The sequence below is a fragment of the uncultured Tenacibaculum sp. genome (assembly GCF_947495995.1).
Classification (GTDB): Bacteria; Bacteroidota; Bacteroidia; order Flavobacteriales; family Flavobacteriaceae; genus Polaribacter.
The window spans coordinates 23,361-42,872 of record NZ_CANMAX010000013.1 but is presented as its reverse complement, the minus strand read 5'-3'; the positions used below and the strand labels follow the sequence as shown (position 1 = coordinate 42,872).

The window sequence follows — 19,512 nt, the reverse complement described above, 5'->3', positions numbered from 1 at the left end:
TTTTTCAGTTATAAAAAAATCAACATCTAAATTTTCTGTACATGATTAGATAGTTGTATTTTTGTCAACTATATTTCAAAAATGATGCCAAAAATCATTTTTATCAATTTATAAACAACTTGATTAACAAGAGAACATATGAAAATTTCACCTAAATACAACGCCAGCGAAATAGAAAGCAAATGGTACGATTACTGGATGAAAAACAATTATTTTCATTCTGAAGTGGATGAGAGAGAACCTTATACTATAGTAATTCCACCACCAAATGTCACTGGTGTCTTACATATGGGGCATATGTTAAATAACACGATTCAAGATGTTTTAATTCGTAGAGCACGTTTATTAGGTAAAAATGCATGTTGGGTTCCTGGAACAGACCACGCTTCTATTGCTACAGAAGCTAAAGTTGTAGCGAAATTAAAAGAAGAAGGAATCAATAAAAATGATTTAACCAGAGAAGAGTTCTTGAACCACGCTTTTGAATGGAAAGATAAATATGGTGGAATCATTTTAGAACAATTAAAAAAGCTTGGAGCTTCATGTGATTGGGAACGTACTAAGTTCACTATGGATGATGATATGAGTGAAGCTGTAATCAAGGTTTTTGTTGATCTTTATAATAAAGGATTAATTTACCGTGGATTCAGAATGGTAAATTGGGATCCTGAGGCTAAAACTACATTATCTGATGAAGAGGTAATTTATGAAGAGCGTCAAGGAAACTTATATTATTTACAATACGATATTGTAGGTTCTGATGAAAAAGTAACCATTGCAACTACGCGTCCTGAAACTATTTTAGGAGATTCAGCAATTTGTATTAATCCAGAAGATGAGCGTTTCACGCATTTAAAAGGAAAGAAGGCGATTGTACCATTATGTAATCGTGAAATTCCAATTATTGAAGACAGCTATGTAGATGTTGAATTCGGAACAGGATGTTTAAAAGTAACTCCTGCACACGATGAAAATGATAAGGTTCTAGGAGATAAACACAATTTAGAGGTAATCGATATTTTTAATGAAGATGCTTCATTAAATTCTTTTGGTTTACATTATGAAGGTAAAGATCGTTTTGTAGTTCGTAAAGAAATAGCCAAAGAACTTGAAGAGAAAGGATATTTAGTAAAGGTAGAACAGCATACTAATAAAGTTGGAACTTCAGAAAGAACAAAAGCAGTAATCGAGCCTAGATTATCTGATCAATGGTTCTTAAAAATGGAAGATTTAGCGAAACCAGCTATTGAAGGTGTTTTAGGAGAAGATAGAGATGTAAAATTATATCCTAGAAAATTCGAAAATACATACCGTCACTGGATGGAAAATATTCGTGATTGGAATATTTCTCGTCAGTTATGGTGGGGACAACAAATTCCTGCATTCTATTATGGAGATGGTAAAGAAGATTTTGTAGTTGCAGAAACTAAAGAGAAAGCTTTAGAATTAGCAAAAGAGAAAACATCTAACGCAAATCTTCAAGCTTCAGATTTAAGACAAGATGCAGATGTTTTAGATACTTGGTTCTCGTCTTGGTTATGGCCAATGTCTGTATTTGATGGGATTAGAAATCCTGAGAATGAAGAAATCAACTATTATTATCCAACAAACGATCTAGTAACAGGTCCAGATATTTTATTCTTCTGGGTAGCGCGTATGATTATTTCAGGATATGAATATAAAGATACTCGTCCGTTTGAAAATGTATATTTAACAGGATTAGTACGAGATAAGCAACGTCGTAAAATGAGTAAATCATTAGGAAATTCTCCTGATGCATTAAAACTTATTGAAGAATACGGAGCAGATGGTGTACGTGTTGGTTTATTATTGAGTTCAGCTGCTGGAAACGATTTATTATTTGATGAAGCTTTATGTCAACAAGGTAAAGGTTTAGGCAATAAAGTTTGGAGTGCATTTTACTTAACATCTTTATGGGAAGTTTCTGGAGAAATTGAGCAACCAGAGCATAGTAAAATAGCTATTGAATGGTATAAAACTAAATTACAAAAAACATTAGCTGAAATTGAAGATCATTATAGTAAATATCGTTTGAGTGATGTAATCATGAGTATTTACAAATTAATTAATGACGATTTCTGTGGATGGTTATTAGAAGCTGTAAAACCAGCATACCAACAACCGATTGATAAGAAAACTTATGATGAGGTAATTGCTATTTTTGAAGATAATTTAAAGGTATTGCATCCTTTTATGCCATTTATTACAGAGGAAATTTGGCAATTAATTTCTGAAAGAACAGCAGAAGAAGCTTTAATTATAGCGAAATATCCAGAAATTAATGAAATTAAAGATTCTTCAATTATTGAGGAGTTTGATTTTGCAACGAGTATTATTTCAGGAATCAGAACGATCAGAAAAGAGAAAAATATAGCTTTTAAAGACGCTATAGAACTTTATGTAGTAAATAATGAAAACTATACAAAGAGTTTTGATAGTGTAATTAAAAAACTAGTAAATGCTTCTGAAGTTAATTACGTACAGGAAAAAGTAGACGGAGCTTCATTCAGAGTAAAATCTAATGAATATTTCGTGCCGATTTCTGCTGATAGTATTAATGTAGAAGAGGAAATTAAAAAGATAACTGAAGAGTTAAACTATACTGAAGGTTTCCTAAAATCAGTACAGAAGAAGCTTTCTAACGAAAGATTTGTAAATAATGCACCAGAACAAGTTGTAGCAACAGAAAAAAAGAAAGAAGCTGATGCATTAGCTAAAATAGAAACACTTAAAGCAAGTTTAGCGTCTTTAGGATAAAGCTTAAACTTTTCTTATAAATTTAAGACCAAAAAGAGTTTTTTGTAACTAAAACAAAATCTCTTTTTGGTCTTTTTTTATTTTTTATACTCTTTTTTTATCAGGTCTGTAATTTTATATAGGCTTTATTTCGTGATGTTTAATTCTTTTTACTTACGTATATATTTATTTAAAAATTAAGTATAAATACTTAGATTTGTTCAGTAATGTATTTGTACTATGGAATTTAAAACAACTTGTTCTTATTGTGGTGTAGGATGTGGAATTAAAGTCAAGAAAGATAATAATGATAAAGTTCATGTTACTGGAGACGAAAATCATCCTGTCAATAAGGGAATGTTGTGTTCAAAGGGAATGAATTTACATTATGTTGTAAATGATCAATCTGATCGAATTTTATACCCAGAAATGCGTTGGAGTCGATCACACCCAAGAGAACGTGTGAGTTGGGACACAGCTTTAGATCGCGCAGCAAAAGTTTTTAAATCCATTATAAAAACACACGGTCCAGATAGCGTAGGTTTTTATGTTTCTGGCCAGAGCTTAACCGAAGAATATTACATTGCAAATAAACTTACTAAAGGTTTTTTAGGAACAAATAATATAGATACAAACTCTAGATTATGTATGAGTTCTGCCGTAGTTGGTTACAAAAAAACGTTTGGAGAAGACAGTGTGCCAATCGCATATGAAGATATTGAATTAGCAGATTGTTTTTTAATTACAGGAGCAAATCCAGCTTGGTGTCATCCAATCTTGTTTAGAAGAATAGAACAGCATAAAGAAGCGAATCCAGATGTGAAAATAATTGTTGTAGATCCAAGAAAAACAGATTCAGCAAATTTCGCAGATTTACATTTACAGTTACTACCTGGAACAGACGTAATTCTATACAATGCAATTGGTCAGTATTTATTAAAAAGAGGAATGATTGATGAGAATTTTATTAATAAATATACTGAAGGATTTGCAGCATATAAAGAACTGGTTTTTTCAACTTCAATAAAACAAGCATCAAAACTATGTGGAGTTGCTGAAAAGGATATAAAGAAAGCGGCTAACATTATTGGAATGTCTAAAGGCTTTATTAGCATGTGGGCAATGGGATTAAACCAAAGTGTTATTGGTACAGATAAAAACGTATCATTACTAAATCTTTCATTAATCACAGGTCAAGTTGGTAAGCCAGGAGCGGGACCTTTTTCTTTAACAGGACAGCCGAATGCGATGGGTGGAAGAGAAGTAGGTGGAATGGCTAATTTATTGGCAGTTCATAAGGATTTACAAAATGAAGAACATCGAAGAGAAGTTGCTCAGTTTTGGGGTGTAGATAAAATTTCAGAAAAGCCAGGATTAACTGCTACAGAAATGTTTGAAGCGCTGGAAAGTGGAAAGCTAAAAGCAGTATGGATTGCTTGTACAAATCCATTGGTTAGTTTGCCAAATTCGCATCAAATTGAACGTGCGATGAAAAACGCAAAATTTGTAGTTGTTCAAGATATTTCACATAAATCTGATACGGTTGATTATGCTGATTTAGTTTTACCAGCTGCTGGTTGGCTTGAAAAAGAAGGAACAATGACGAATTCTGAAAGAAGAATTTCGTATTTACCAAAAGCAATTGATCCACCAGGAGAAGCTAGACCAGATGTAGAAATCTTTTGTGATTTTGCACGAAGAATGGGCTATAGAGGTTTTAATTATAATGAAACTAGTGAGATTTATGATGAATATACTTCTATGACTAAAGGAACTAATATCGATGTTTCCTTCTTAAATTACGATCGATTAAAAAACGAAGGAACTTTTCAATGGCCAGTTCCAGAACATAGACATCAAGGAACAATTAGATTATTTCAAGATAAAAAGTTTTATACAGCGTCTCAAAAAGCAAAGTTTAATCTCCCAGCATCCAATTATAACCCGATTTTAGATATAGATCCAGAGTTTCCATATATTTTAACTACAGGAAGAATTCGAGATCAATGGCATACGATGACGAGAACAGGAAAAGTTTCTCGTTTAAAAACACATTATGCAGTGCCAGTACTACAAATTAATCCTGTTGATGCACATTTAAGTAAAATAAGTGATGGTGATATTACAGAGATTAAAAGTAAAAACGGAGTAGTAAGAGTTCGAGCAAAAGTTACAGATGATATTAAAAAAGGAGTTGTTTTTTTACCAATGCATTGGGGAAAACAATTACAAAGTGATTTAAATAGAGCGAATAATTTAACGAATACTATTGTTGATCCGGTGTCTAAAGAACCTGATTTCAAATTCACGCAGGTTTCAATCTCAAAGTATGTTAAGAAAGCAGAAAAAATAGTGGTTATTGGAGCAGGAGCAGCTGCATTCCGATTTGTGCAAAATTATAGAGAGAATAACGATTACGATGAAATTCATGTATTCTCTAAAGAATCAAATTTATTTTATAATAGAGTTTTACTTCCTGAATATGTTACTGAAGAATTGTCTTGGGAACAGTTGCTTAAAATCAAAAGATTAGAGTTAGAAGAATTAGATTTAAAATTATATCCAGAAACTTCAGTTTCTAAAATAGATAAAGAGAATAAGATCATTCTAGATAGTAATGGTAAAGAACATAGTTTCGATAAACTTGTTATTGCTACAGGAAGTAGAGCTTTTATTCCTAGAGACGTTCAAATAGATTTACCAGGAAGATTTACCATGCGTAGTAAGAATGACGCAGATCGATTTAAAGCGTATTTAGACGCTACAAATTTACCTCCAGAAGAACAACATGTTGTAATTGTTGGTGGAGGTTTATTAGGTTTAGAATTGGCTGCAGCAATGAAGCATAGAAATGTGAAAATTACTATCGTACAAAGAGCTTCACGTTTAATGGAACGTCAGTTAGATCTAGTTTCTAGTAAATTGTTGGCGTTGGATGTTCAAGAACGTGGAATTCAGATTTATTTTGATAACGAAGTAAGTACTGTTTTTGATGATGAAGATACTGGTGATTTGAATATTAATTTAAAAAGTGGAAAATCAATTACAGCCAATGCGATTGTTTATGCAATAGGTACACAGCCTAATATAGAAATTGCTAAAGAAAACGGAATTGCTTGTGGTAGAGGAGTTATAGTAAATCAATATTTACAATCTTCTCATCCAGATATTTTCGCTATCGGAGAAATAGCAGAGTTTAATAATCAGTTATTCGGAATTACTTCAGCAGCAGAAGAACAAGCAGCAATTTTAGCAAATTATTTAGCAGGAGATGTAAGCAGTCGATACAAAGGTTCTGTGTTAATGAATATTTTAAAATTCAACGACCTTAGTTTGTGTTCTATTGGAAATGTTTTAATTCCTGAGAATGAAGAAGGCTACGAAGAAATTGTATTTACTGATACAAATAAACGTTACTATAAAAAATGTATTGTTAAAGATGATCTTTTAATCGGAGCGGTTTTAATGGGAGATAAGAGTGAGTTTGCAGAGTTTAAAACACTTATCGAAAGTAAAATAGAAATGGCCGATAAACGAGATACTTTGTTAAGAGGCTCATCTAATAACAAACCTGTTATAGGGAAGTTAGTATGTTCTTGTAGTCAGGTTGGAATCGGAAATATAGAAGAAGCGATAGCAGCAGGTTGTACAGATTTTACAGATTTGTGCAAGCAAACAGGAGCAGGTTTAGGTTGCGGAAGTTGTAAAACAGAAGTTAGAGAAGTACTACATAATGCCAAAAGTTTAGTATGAGAGAATTAAACAGAATATTAATAAGTGGTGGAGTACTTTCTCCAGGTGAATTAAAAAATATTTGTGAAGTTGCTGAGGCAATGGGAATGAAAGAAATTTCATTTGGTTCTCGTCAAGATATTATCTTCCCAAAGAAGATTGATCAAGAAATACTAGAACAAAATCCGTCTTTACAAGTTGTAGATCCGAGTAAAGAACCTATTCAGAATATAATGTCGTCATATGTTTCTTCTGATTTGTTTCATAATACATCTTGGTTAATTAGTTCTCGATATTTGTACATTCTAGAACAGTTTAAATACAATCCTAAATTAAGGATTAACATTACAGATCCGAAACAACGTTTGGTTCCATTATATACAGGAAACATAAACTTTATTGCTTCAGAAAATGAAGATTATTGGTATTTGTATTTGCGTTTACCAAATTGGAGAAAAACAAAAATGTATCCGGCTTTAATTTATAGTTGGGATTTACATAAAGTAGCAAAAGCTATTGAAGATATTTTAATAGAAGAACCAGAAAATATAGACACGGTTTTCGAATTGGTTAACGATGCTGTTGAAACTAATAATAGAACTGTAGATAAACCTTTAGAAGTTCCTTTTCATCCTTTTCCATATTACGAAGGAATGAATAGAAGAGGTGATAAATATTGGTTGGGATTATATTGGAGAAATAACTTATACGACACAACTTTTTTAAAAAGTATGTGTGATTTATGTAACGAGAATAAAATTGGTAAAATATCACTTACACCATGGAAATCTTTTATTGTAAAAGGTATTCCCGTAGCATCTAAATTAGACTGGGAAAAATTTTTAGGTCGATTTGGAATTAATGTTCGACATTCGATGTTAGAGTTAAATTGGCATTTACCAGTAGCAGATAAAGAGGCGTTAAGTTTAAAACGATATTTAGTTTCTAATTTCGATCAAAATGATATTAGTACTTACGGACTTACCTTCGGTATTACCAATTACATTAACAATCCGTATCGATTCACTGCCATAGTTATTGAGAAAAACAAACAACCAGAAGTGGTTGGAGATTTTGTGATTCGAGACACTTACAATTTACTGTTTGCCAAAAATTTCGATCCTAACACACAAGAATATATCATGTATGTTCAGGATGTAGATAAGGTCGAATTACCTGGCTTACTAATGGAATTGAGTAAGTTGTATTTCGAACAATTAGGAACAGAAAAAGAAGCTAGTTCAGCGAAATCCTCAAGTAAAAAGGCTAAAGAAGAGGAAGAAATTTACCAGTGCGAATGTTGTGATACAGTATACAACGATGTATACGGAGACATTGCACAAAATATTTTACCTAATACATTGTTCAAAGATTTGCCATCTACCTATGTATGCTCAACTTGTGAAGCTCCAAAGAGTAGTTTTAAAAAGAGAATTTTAGTAAAATAAATAAAATTGAAATTCAATTGAGTGAAGATTGTTTTTGTTGATTTTTTTGCTATTTTAGTATCATTAACCTTTAAAATCTAAGAATATGTTAAAAAAAGTAAATCAATTAGGGAAATCACTTACTAAAGAAGAGCAAAAATCAGTAAACGGAGGATTACGTTTTCCTATCGGTTGTCAAACTAGAAGAGACTGTTTCTTCGTAGATTTTGCAGTTAGATGTATCAATAATAGATGCGTTTTTCTTTAATAGTAAATAAACAATGTATACTCTAATTGAAATTAAACTGAAAACATTTCAAAGTTAGAACTATCAATACAACACAGTTTATAAAAATTACTATATAATGGGAATATTCGATAAAGAATATTCCCATTTTAGTTTTCTTCAAAGGTTTCTTTTATTGCTTTTAAATCTTCCTGAGTATTTATATTTTGAATATGAGTAGCATCTTTTTCTGAAAGTAATATGTTTTTAGGATTACAAGTATTTACTACAGATTGAAGTCTATGAACCTTATTCTCTAAAGCATGTTTAAATTTTGAAAGACAGTTTTTAGTGTACAAAGCGATCAAAGGAGTAGTTTTATTTTGATATTCAAACTGAATAATATCAGACTTACCATCAATAGCATTAATCAATTGTTGTAAAGTAGAAGTATTTATTAAGGGAATATCACAGCTTAATACAATATTGTAAGTTGTTTTAGAATTAAATAGACCAGAGTAAATCCCAGCAACAGGACCAAAATCAGTTATAACATCATTAATTCTTGTATAACCTAAAGAATCATGTTTTTCATTATTTGAAACAATAATAATATCAGATGTAATTCCTTCAAGAGCTTTAATGCTGTGTTTTATAAAGGTTTGATTACGAAATTTTAGTTCACTTTTATCACTTCCCATTCTAGAACTTTTTCCTCCAGATAAAATAATTCCAGTAATACTATTTTTCATGATAACTTTTTAAGATGTTCTAATTCCTGATCCAGAAATGCCCAACAGTTTTTATTAATAGTGTCGAAAGTATCAATTAGTTTTCTCCCATATTCTGTAAGTAAAGTGCCGCCACCGCCTTTACCACCAATAGTGTTTGTAGTCACAGGTTCTTTTCCTGATGAGTTCATAGAGTTTAACAAATGCCATGCTTTTTTATAAGATAAATTCAAAGATTTAGCGGCTTTTGATAATGAACCTTCTTGATCTACAGCTTTTAAAAGTTGTATTCTGCCTTCACCTAAAAACACATGATTATCGACTTCAATCCAAATTCTGCTTTTAATTTTATAATTCATTTTAAAAAGGAAGTAAAATGACTGTTACAGTGTCATTGATTTTAATTTCGTTTCTATTACTTGGTAAATAAATAAGTGCATTGCTAGTAGTGAAGGATTGCAACATAGAAGAATTCTGACTTTCTAAAACACGTACATTACCACTTTCATAAAATGCTTTTAAGAAAACCGATCGTTCTCTTTTTTCTTTGTAAGAATCTAATGCTATAGCCTGAACTCTTTTCAATTCAGTTTCAGATTTTCCAAAGAAAGATTGTAAAGAGATATAAACATAGCTGTAAAAGCAGATTAAAGCAGCAGCAGGATTTCCAGGTAATCCAAATATTTGAGTTTCATTTTTTTTACCATAAAACAAAGGTTTACCAGGTTTCTGATTTACTTTATAAAACAATTCGTTAACCTCTAAATCTTGTAAAGCTCTGTAAACAAAATCATATTTTCCAACAGAAATGCCGCCGGAAATTAAAACGATATCATGTTCTTTAATAGCGTTTGCTATCGTAGAAACTGTATCCTCATAATTATCCTTGATTTTATAAATAGTAACATCATATATTTTCAAATTATACAATGCACTAAGCAACATTTTAGAGTTACTTTCATAAATTTCGCCATATGATAGCGGAAGTCCTGGCGCAATTAATTCATTCCCTGTAGAAATAATCCCAATACTAGGTTTTTTAATCACTTTTACAGTATCAATTCCTAAAGAGTATAGAAAACCAACAACAGCTGGATTAATCTTCGTATTTTTTTTTAACGCAATTTCACCTACTTTAATCTGCTCTCCAATAGGTCTAATATTTTTATTCGGAATAATAGTTTCTTTAATTTCTACAGTAGTATTTGTAACCATTGTATTTTCCTGCATTATAACAGTATCTACATCTTCAGGAACAGGAGCACCGGTAAGAATTTTAATGGCTTCTCCTTTTTTAAGTTGATAATTATGTTTGTCACCAGCCTTTATTTCGCCAATTATCGTATACTCTTTTTCTTTATGAATATGTATTCCGTAACCATCCATGGCAGATTGTCTAAATGGGGGTAAATTAATTGGAGCATATATGTCTTCTGCTAATAAATAACCATCTGCTTTTTCTAGTTTTTTTTCAATATTAATTTCATTAGAAATACTATTCTTTTTGATGGTTTCTATGGCTTCTTCAACAGAGATCATAATTTTTATTTTCGTTATATCTTTATAAACATAATGAAAATAGATGGTTAATTTTTAATAGGTTAAAAGTTATTTTTTAGAACTGTTAATATCATAAAAAAGGCTATTTCAAAATGAATTTTTAAAAATATACATCCCATATTTTAACAATTTGAGAAAAATGAAAATCAGATTATTTTGAACAAGTATTATTACGTAATTTCCACACTTAATTTTAGCTTTTGAGTACAAAAAACAACATCACTAATTCGAATTATTCGTGTAATAATTGTTTAAATACAAACTGTTTAATTTATAGAAATCGTAAAAATCAAAATGTATCTAAGTTTGTAGAAAACAAAAAACTTTTACGATGTAAAAAAGGCCAGCAGTTTATTATGGAAGGAGCCATGGTAAACGGATTATTTATCATTTTAGAAGGTACAGCGAAGGTTTTTAGAACAGGAATTAATGGTAAAGAACAAATTGTACGATTTGCAAAAGACGGAGAAGTAGTTGGGCATCGTGGATTTGGAACTGAAGAGTCTTATCCAATCGGAGCAGTTGCGTTAGAAGATATTTTACTTTGCTATTTTTCTAAAGAACATTTACAAGAAGCATTATTAAGTAGTGCTAAGTTATCTTATGATATGATGTTATTTTATGCAAATGAATTAAATAGAAGTGAAAGTAAAGTAAAAACAATTTCTCAAATGACAGTAAGAGAAAGAGTTATAGATACTTTATTATATATAAACAGAAAGTTTGGTACCACTGGAGGATATTTAAACTTATTATTAACACGAAAAGAGTATGCAGATTATGCTGGAACTACAGAAGAGCAAGTTATACGTACTTTTTCTAGTTTAAAAAAAGAAGGACTGATAGGTGCTAGAGGTAAAAAAATAAGTATTCTAGATGTAGAAGGTTTAAAAGCTGAAATTAGTCAGCATAACTTTTTCTTAGATAGTTAATTATAAACGTATTTTATTATGAAAAATGAAAATGCTGCTTACTTTGGTTAGCAGTATTTTTTATTTGTACGTAGTTTTAAAGCCTTGTAAACTACGTATTTTCTAAGGTTTAATTCAAAACCTGTTTTTTCGCAGTTTTATTTATGGTTTAAAAAGATATTATGCTATGGTATATGTCATAAGGTATATGAATTAGTACTTATATATTTGTTTAAAACTAAGTATTAATACGTATAAAAGATCATCAATGAAAAAAATGAAAACTATACTAAATAAAACACTTTCACTAATAGCTGTAGCTATGCTATTAAATTCTTGCGGGGGCAAAGAAAAGAAAGAAGTAAAAGAGACAGTAAAAGAAGAAGTAAAAACTAGTGGTTTAGAAATAGAAAAGCCACAGTTAACTTTTGGTTTTATAAAATTAACAGATATGGCTCCTTTGGCAATCGCTAAAGAAAAAGGATATTTCGAAGATGAAGGATTATTCGTTTCTGTTGAAGCGCAATCAAATTGGAAGAATGTTTTAGATAGAGTTATTGATGGTCAATTAGATGGATCTCACATGTTAGCAGGTCAGCCAATTGCAGCTGGAGCTGGTTTTGGTAGACAAGCAGAATTAGTAACTACTTTTTCTATGGATTTAAATGGAAATGGTATTACGGTATCAAACGATGTTTGGTCTAAAATGAAACCTAACGTGCCTAAAGATGAAGGAGGAAAACCGGTTCACCCAATAAAAGCAGAAGCGTTAAAGCCTGTTATCGATGAGTATAAAAAATCAGGAAGAGCATTTAAAATGGGAATGGTATTTCCAGTGTCTACTCATAATTACGAAATCCGTTATTGGTTAGCAGCAGCAGGAATTCATCCAGGAATGTATACCGCTGAAAACGTACAAGGTCAAATTGATGCAGAGGTTTTATTATCTGTAACTCCACCGCCACAAATGCCAGCAACTTTAGAGTCAGGAACAATCTATGGATATTGTGTTGGAGAGCCTTGGAATCAACAAGCAGTATTTAAAGGAATAGGTGTGCCAGTAACTACAAACTACGATATCTGGAAGAACAATCCAGAAAAAGTATTTGTAATGACAAAGAAATTTATTGAAGAAAATCCAAATACAGCAACTGCCGTTACAAAAGCTTTAATAAGAGCAGGAAAATGGTTAGATCAACCAGAAAATAGAGCAGAAGCTGTAAAAATATTATCGAAACCTCAGTATGTAGGAGCACCAGAATCTGTATTAGCAAATTCAATGACAGGAACTTTTGAGTTTGAAAAAGGCGATAAAAGACAAATGCCAGATTTCAACGTATTTTACAAATATCATGCAACATATCCTTTCTATTCTGATGGAATTTGGTTCTTAACTCAAATGCGTCGTTGGGGGCAAATTCCTGAATCGAAACCAGCTGATTGGTATTCAGAAACTATTCAGAAAATTTATAGACCAGATATCTGGAAAAAAGCTGCTGAATTATTAGTGAAAGAAGGAAAAATACCTGCTGAAGATATTCCTCAAACAGATGGTTACAAACCTGCTACTACAGACTTTATCGATGGTAAAAAGTTTGATGCTAAAGATCCTCTAGGATATATCAATAGTTTCTCAATAGGAAACAAGGATAAGTAAAATAAAAATTCAAAAAACATATAGATCATGAAGCAAAGTGTAACAGTGAATCAACCAGCAGAAGCAAAATGGTTGAAAGCGATTAAAACTCTTTTAAGCAAAGTAAGTATTAAACGACCAACTTTTAATCTTTCATCTATAGTACAGAAAGTAGTTATTCCTTTCGCCTCTATAGTGGCTTTTATCGGGATTTGGCATCTTGGAGCTGAGGCATTAAAGCAAAGAGAAATAAATTACAGAATAGAAAAAACTTTAGCAGATCAAGGAGAAGCTGCAGCAGCTGCGTTGAAATCTTGTTTTGCTTCAGGAGATGCTACATGTCAAACTAACACTTTGCCTTCACCAAGTCAAGTATGGAGTTCAATTACAACTCTAATCGACGATCATTATGTAATAAGAAAAGATAAACAAGATTTTGTAGAAAAAACAGCAGCAGTAAATGCGAAACGTGTGGCAGCGGGTAAAGATCCAATAGTGTACACAGGAAGACCTTCTTTTGTTGATATTGTAATTACGAGTCTTAAAACTGTTTTTGCAGGATTCTTATTAGCCTTTTTTATAGCAGTGCCAATCGGAATTGTTATTGGATTAAGTGATAAATTAAGAAATTCTTTCAATTGGTTTATTCAGATTTTTAAGCCAGTATCACCAGTTGTGTGGTATCTATTAGTGTTTATGATTGTTAAAACATTATTAATTGGTACAAGTACAGATAATTCATTTGTGATTTCATTTATAAGTGTTGGCTTGTGTGCAATGTGGGCGACTTTGGTAAATACTGCTGTTGGAGTTTCTACTGTAGATAAAGATTATATCAACGTAGCTAAAGTTTTAAAATTAGGTCCGTTACAGAAAGTATTTAAAGTGATTTTACCATCATCTTTACCGTTAATTTTTACAGGTTTACGTATCACGTTATCTGTAGCTTGGATGGTGTTAATTGCTATTGAATTATTAGCTCAAAGTCCAGGTTTAGGTCTTTTTGTATGGGAAGAATTTCAAAACGGAGCAAACGATTCTAATTCGAAAATCATTGTAGCCATGTTTGTAATCGGAATTATTGGATTCCTTTTAGATCGATTCATGCTAACGATACAAAATATGGTTTCATTCAATAAAAGTGAAGGAATTTAAAAACGTAAGATATGGCATATTTAGAGTTAAAAAATATATACAAAACTTACGGAGAAGGCGAGCATGCTACTGAAGTTTTATCAGATATAAACTTATCTATTGAAGAAGGAGAATTCGTAGCTATAGTAGGATTTACAGGTAGTGGTAAAACAACTCTAGTAAACTTGATTAACGGATTATTAGAACCAACAAGTGGAGAAGTTTTATTTAAAGGAGAACCAGTAAAAGGAACAAGTCATGAACGAGGAGTAATTTTTCAAAATTATTCTTTATTACCATGGTTATCTGTAGAACAAAACGTTTTAATGGCTGTAAAAGAAGCTTTTCCGAAAAGAGGAAAAGCGGTTTGGAAAAGAAAAGCAGCGCATTATATAGAAATGGTTGGATTAACTCCAGCGATAAATAAACTTCCCAAAGAATTATCAGGAGGAATGCGTCAACGTGTAGCAGTAGCAAGAGCTTTAGCAATGAAACCTGATATGATTATTATGGATGAACCTTTAGGAGCCTTAGATGCTTTAACTAGAGGGAATTTACAAGATCAAATATTAAATATATGGGGAAAAGATAAGAGAACTGCATTATTAATTACTAATGATGTTGATGAGGGGATCTATATGGCAGATCGAATTATACCATTACGACCTGGACCAAATGCAACTTTAGGTCCAGAGTTTAAAATAGATATTGAGCGTCCGAGAGATAAAACAGATTTAAATGATAATCCTGTGTATAAAAAAACTCGAAACGCAATCATTGAATATTTAATGGATTTAGGTGAGCAACGAAAATCTGAACAGCAAAATACTTATGTATTGCCAGATTTAGCTCCAAAGAGTTTTGTAAGAGTATAATTCAAAAAAGATTAAAATGAGTATATTAGAAACAGAAACACATTCAATAACTCAAACTACCCCCGAAATAGAAACTAAAGAGTTAATGTTGGATTTAAAAAATCTTAAAAAGGTTTATCCAACCCCTAAAGGAGATTACATTGTTTTAGAGGATTTGAATCTTCAAATCATGAAAGAAGAATTTGTAACCATAATCGGTCATTCTGGTTGTGGTAAAACAACTATGCTTTCAATGATTGCAGGATTGAACGAAATCACAGGAGGTAGTATTTCTGTGTTAGGAAATCCAATTAAAGGTCCAGGTCCAGATCGTGGTGTAATTTTTCAAGCTCCTAGTTTAATGCCATGGATGACTTCACTTCAAAATGTATTATTAGGTGTAAATCAGGTTTTTCCTCACGCAACAAAAAAACAACGAAACGACATTGCTAAATACTATTTACAAAAAGTAGGTTTAGAAGATGCTTTTCATAAAAAAGCTAATGAATTATCTCAAGGAATGCAGCAACGTGTTGGTATTGCAAGAGCGTTTGCTATTAAACCTAAGGTATTATTATTAGATGAACCTTTCGGAATGTTAGATTCTTTAACTAGAGGAGAATTACAAGATATTCTAATTGAAATCTGGAATAAAGAAAAGATTACTGCAGTAATGATTACTCATGATGTTGATGAAGCTATTTTCTTAGCTGATAGAGTCGTGATGATGACAAGCGGACCAAAAGCTAAAATTGGAGATATTTTAGAAATAGATTTCGAAAGACCAAGAACAAGAAAGACAGTATTAGAACACAACGATTATTATAAATATAGAAAACATTTAATCGATTTTTTAGAACATTAAAACTAAATAAGTATGAAAAACAAACTATTATTATTAGGTATACTATTTACAACATTTTGTCAATTTACTTATGCGCAATTTACACTTAGTGGTGAGTTTAGACCACGTGTTGAATTTCGTAACGGATTCGGAACTTTAATTAGAGAAAGTTCAGATCCAGGTTTAGGAGTAGCTACTAGAGCTAGATTAAACGCAGGCTATAAAACAGATGCATATAAGTTTTATTTAAGTTTACAAGATGTTTTTGTTTGGGGAGAAAACAGACAAATTTTACCTAATGATGCAAATAATTCATTTGCTATTTTTCAAGCATGGGCAGAAATTAGATTAGGAGCAGGTTTTTCTACTAAATTAGGTAGACAAGTATTATCATACGATGATCAAAGAATTTTAGGAGGTTTAGATTGGGCTCAGCAAGGTCGTAATCACGATGCAGCTTTGTTAAAGTATAAAAAAGGAACATTCTCTGCTGATTTAGCATTGGCATTCAATCAAGATAATACAACTCCAGGTGGTTTTCAATCAGAAGGAACTGCATTTACAACTACAGGATTTTTTACGTACAAAACAATGCAAATGTTACACTTGCATAAATCTTGGACAGATTTTTCTGGAAGTTTCCTATTCATGAATAATGGTTTCCAAAAAGGAGCAACAGTAGGTGGAGTTTTCCAACCAGAAAGCGGAAATAACAATTTACAAACTATTGGTACACATTTAAAGTATAAGAAGAATAAGTTTGGAGTTGCTGCAAATGCATATTTACAAACAGGTGAAAGACAAGGTGATGTTGAGGTTAGCGGAGCATATTTATTAGGTTTAGATGTGAGCTATAAAGTTTCTCCTAAAGTTGGAGTAGGAGCAGGTTTAGAAATTATCAGTGGAAGAACAGACGATACAGCTGCATTTTTCCCATTGTATGGAACGAATCACAAGTTTAACGGATTTATGGATTATTTCTATGTAGGAAATCATGCAAATTCAATTGGATTATTTGATATCCATGCAAGTGCAAACTTTAAGTTAGATGAAAAAGCAAGTTTAATGTTAAAAGTATTAAACTTTAGAGGAGAGCAAGAATTAGCAAGCGGAGAAAAATCGTTAGGAACAGAAGTAGATTTAGTATACAAGAGAAAATTCAATGGTTTTTCTATCGTAGCAGGTTACTCTCATATGTTTGAAAGCGACGGAATGTACGAACTGAAAGGAATTACTGAAGCAGAAGCTGCAGGAACACAGAATTGGGCTTGGGCAATGTTAGTTTTAAAGCCTAAGTTTTTAAACGGAACAAAAAAATAATAGACTTATTAAAGAGAAATCAATCATTATTTAGATAAATAATTTGATTTATATGTTTTGGATTAAGGGGGATTACTTTAAAAAAGTAATCCCTTTTTTATGTTATGAATTTGATAATTAATCATGAATAATTTTGATAATTTGTATTTGACTTTAAGATTTTTTAACATTTATTTTAGATGAAAAAATAAATTTAACAAATTGATTTTTTGTTTTTAATTATCTGTTTTTTAGGATTTTGTGTTTTTTTATCGTTAATTTGTGTTAAGTTTTTTTTAAAATATAAGAGGTTTTATTTCTTTTAGTGTACAGATAATAATTTGGAATTTAGTGCATTATGTAACTGAATTAATAAGTTTTTAACATATTAGTTAAACATAATAAATCTAAAATTAAACCCTTTTTATGAAAAACTTAAAACTCCCACTAGTAGCTTTAGCTACTTCAATGTTAATTTTTTCGTGTCAGAGTGAAGACTCTAACGATTTAAATGAAATTATTCCACCAGAATCTGCAGAAATTAAAGCAGAAGAAGCTTTCCCAGCTTTAAGTGGAACAGTACAGAAACTTTATTATGGAACAAGTGAAGTTAATGTAGAAAAAGTAAACGATGTGTATGTGTTAGATGGTGATATACTTTTTGATGCTACACAATTAACTGAATCTCCTGCACAAGTTGGTGAACCATCTCCAATTGAAGTGTTAGGTAGATCTGTTGGAAGAACAGGAGGTCGATGGAGAAACAATACTGTTTATTACGCAGTTGAATCTTCTTTAGCAAATAAAAACCGTGTAACTGATGCTATTGCGCATTGGGAAAGAAATACGGCTTTAAGATTCGTGCAAAGAACAAATCAGTCTGATTATATTTATTTTAGAACTGGTTCAGGATGTTCTTCTTTTGTAGGTAGAAGAGGTGGTCGTCAAGACATTAATTTAGCTACAGGTTGTACTACTGGTAATACAATTCATGAAATTGGGCATGCAGTAGGTTTATGGCACGAGCAAAGTAGAAAAGATAGAGATACTTATGTGAATATTAATTTCGAAAATATTGTAGATAATCGTTCGTTTAACTTTCAAACGTATGTTCAACAAGGAAATGATGGAGATGAATATACATCTACTTTAGATTTCGGATCTATAATGATGTATGGCCCAACATTCTTTTCAAAAAATGGTAAACCAACTATAGAAAAGAAAGACGGTTCTTCATATTCAATCCAAAGAAATGGATTATCTGCTGGAGATATTGAAGGAATTAATAAAATGTATCCTCCTTCAACTGGTGGAGGCGGAGATATCTGTGATGGTGTAGCTGCTTATGTTAGTGGAAGAAGTTATGCAATTGGTTCTAGAGTTACATTCCAAGGTTCTTTATATGAAAGAGTATCTGGAGGTTGGAATAACTTAGGACAGTGTGGTTCACAGAGTGCTGATATTTGTGATGGTGTGGCTGCTTATGTTAGCGGTAGAAGTTATGCAGTAGGTTCTAGAGTTACTTTCCAAGGTTCTTTATACGAAAGAGTATCTGGAGGTTGGAACAACTTAGGACAATGTGGATCTTAAAAAGAAAGGAAAGAAAGTAAGTATAATAAATCCTTATCCCAATCCTAATTATTAAAATGGATATAGGTTGCCCGAGAGGGCAGCCTTTTTTTATTTAAATAAGATTAAATTCGTTTGCTTTTTGATTTAATTCCATGATGTTTTTTACGTTTAGTTTTTTCATCAAATTAAATCGATGTACTTCAACAGTACGTTTGCTAATTTTAAGCTCTTCAGCAATATCTTTATTATTCTTTAACTGTAATACTAAATGTAAAATTTGAGTTTCTCTTTTCGTAAGTTTAAAAGGGTTTTCAGTTTGATTTACAGCAGTTGATTGAATTTTATTAGGTGTTTTTCCATTAACGAAATTATTCATGATAATATCAGAAACATCACCTGTAAAGTATTTATCACCAGATGCAATTTTATGCAAAGCTTTTAAAAACTCTTCTTTACTAGAACCTTTTAAAAGATAACCGTCTGCTCCAGCTTGTATAGATTGTACAACATACTCTTCAGAGTCGTGCATAGATAAAACTAATGTCTTTATTTCTTTTTCTGAATATTGTTGTTTAATCAAAGTAACCAACTCGATTCCTGTCATTTCAGGCATACGAATATCTACAATCAACACAACTTTATGATCTATGTTCTTTACGATAGTTAAAGCATCTTTTCCGTTAGAAGCTTCATTGATAACTTGTATATCTTCTTGATCTTCTAATAATGCTCTAATTCCGTCTCGAACTAACACATGATCATCAACTAAAACAACATTAATTTTTTCCATAGATTCGTTAATTATTAAGCAAATATACTTAGAAACAAT

The 19,512-nt window shown here is 31.4% G+C and carries 15 protein-coding genes; 11 read left to right on the top strand and 4 right to left on the bottom strand.

Annotation, left to right across the window (positions count from 1 at the left end; all coding sequences use genetic code 11):
* The first annotated feature begins 138 nt into the window (after positions 1–138).
* The 4 genes from Q1A15_RS19980 (at position 139) to Q1A15_RS19965 (ending at position 8,184) form a co-directional block, all read left to right on the top strand.
* On the top strand, positions 139–2,778 hold the full coding sequence (locus Q1A15_RS19980) for a valine--tRNA ligase (RefSeq protein ID WP_299628059.1): 2,640 nt from the start codon (positions 139–141) through the stop codon (positions 2,776–2,778).
* 219 nt (positions 2,779–2,997) lie between these two features.
* The gene (locus Q1A15_RS19975; RefSeq protein WP_299628058.1) at positions 2,998–6,510 is read left to right on the top strand and encodes a nitrate reductase; all 3,513 of its coding nucleotides are present in this window, start codon (positions 2,998–3,000) and stop codon (positions 6,508–6,510) included.
* Positions 6,507–7,937: a rubredoxin domain-containing protein gene (locus Q1A15_RS19970; RefSeq protein WP_299628057.1), complete on the top strand. Its 1,431-nt coding sequence runs from the start codon at positions 6,507–6,509 to the stop codon at positions 7,935–7,937. Before Q1A15_RS19975 ends, Q1A15_RS19970 begins: the two co-directional genes overlap by 4 nt.
* 85 nt (positions 7,938–8,022) lie before the next feature.
* The gene (locus Q1A15_RS19965; protein ID WP_299628056.1) at positions 8,023–8,184 is read left to right on the top strand and encodes a hypothetical protein; all 162 of its coding nucleotides are present in this window, start codon (positions 8,023–8,025) and stop codon (positions 8,182–8,184) included.
* A 128-nt stretch (positions 8,185–8,312) separates the two neighbouring features.
* Here the strand turns inward: Q1A15_RS19965 and Q1A15_RS19960 are convergent, their stop codons facing one another.
* Genes Q1A15_RS19960 through Q1A15_RS19950 form a run of 3 tightly spaced genes read right to left on the bottom strand, consistent with a single transcriptional unit; the run spans position 8,313 to position 10,412 of the window.
* Positions 8,313–8,894 (bottom strand): molybdenum cofactor guanylyltransferase, encoded by a 582-nt coding sequence (locus Q1A15_RS19960; protein WP_299628054.1) that lies wholly within the window; start codon positions 8,892–8,894, stop codon positions 8,313–8,315.
* Positions 8,891–9,232 (bottom strand): LysR family transcriptional regulator, encoded by a 342-nt coding sequence (locus Q1A15_RS19955; RefSeq protein WP_299628052.1) that lies wholly within the window; start codon positions 9,230–9,232, stop codon positions 8,891–8,893. The genes Q1A15_RS19960 and Q1A15_RS19955 overlap by 4 nt, the downstream gene beginning before the upstream one ends.
* Position 9,233: 1 nt before the next feature.
* Positions 9,234–10,412 carry a molybdopterin molybdotransferase MoeA gene (locus Q1A15_RS19950; RefSeq protein WP_299628051.1) on the bottom strand — a complete coding sequence of 393 codons (1,179 nt, stop codon included), beginning with the start codon at positions 10,410–10,412 and terminating at the stop codon, positions 9,234–9,236.
* Positions 10,413–10,633: 221 nt separating this feature from the next.
* Here Q1A15_RS19950 and Q1A15_RS19945 point away from each other — a divergent pair, with 221 nt between their 5' ends.
* From Q1A15_RS19945 to Q1A15_RS19915, 7 genes are all read left to right on the top strand, one after another.
* On the top strand, positions 10,634–11,365 hold the full coding sequence (locus Q1A15_RS19945) for a Crp/Fnr family transcriptional regulator (RefSeq protein ID WP_299628049.1): 732 nt from the start codon (positions 10,634–10,636) through the stop codon (positions 11,363–11,365).
* Between the two features lie 256 nt (positions 11,366–11,621).
* Positions 11,622–13,001, top strand: a complete 1,380-nt coding sequence (locus tag Q1A15_RS19940) for a CmpA/NrtA family ABC transporter substrate-binding protein (protein ID WP_299628047.1) — start codon at positions 11,622–11,624, stop codon at positions 12,999–13,001.
* Between the two features lie 27 nt (positions 13,002–13,028).
* Entirely contained in the window at positions 13,029–14,135 is a 1,107-nt protein-coding gene (locus Q1A15_RS19935; RefSeq protein WP_299628045.1) for an ABC transporter permease, read from the top strand.
* A gap of 11 nt (positions 14,136–14,146) precedes the next feature.
* Positions 14,147–14,989 carry an ABC transporter ATP-binding protein gene (locus tag Q1A15_RS19930; protein ID WP_299628043.1) on the top strand — a complete coding sequence of 281 codons (843 nt, stop codon included), beginning with the start codon at positions 14,147–14,149 and terminating at the stop codon, positions 14,987–14,989.
* Positions 14,990–15,074: 85 nt separating this feature from the next.
* The gene (locus Q1A15_RS19925; protein ID WP_299628121.1) at positions 15,075–15,833 is read left to right on the top strand and encodes an ABC transporter ATP-binding protein; all 759 of its coding nucleotides are present in this window, start codon (positions 15,075–15,077) and stop codon (positions 15,831–15,833) included.
* Between the two features lie 12 nt (positions 15,834–15,845).
* Positions 15,846–17,132: an alginate export family protein gene (locus Q1A15_RS19920; protein WP_299628041.1), complete on the top strand. Its 1,287-nt coding sequence runs from the start codon at positions 15,846–15,848 to the stop codon at positions 17,130–17,132.
* 405 nt (positions 17,133–17,537) lie between these two features.
* Positions 17,538–18,701 carry a M12 family metallopeptidase gene (locus Q1A15_RS19915; protein ID WP_299628039.1) on the top strand — a complete coding sequence of 388 codons (1,164 nt, stop codon included), beginning with the start codon at positions 17,538–17,540 and terminating at the stop codon, positions 18,699–18,701.
* A gap of 94 nt (positions 18,702–18,795) precedes the next feature.
* Here Q1A15_RS19915 and Q1A15_RS19910 read toward each other — a convergent pair whose 3' ends face one another.
* The gene (locus tag Q1A15_RS19910; protein WP_299628037.1) at positions 18,796–19,473 is read right to left on the bottom strand and encodes a response regulator transcription factor; all 678 of its coding nucleotides are present in this window, start codon (positions 19,471–19,473) and stop codon (positions 18,796–18,798) included.
* Positions 19,474–19,512: the final 39 nt, after the last annotated feature.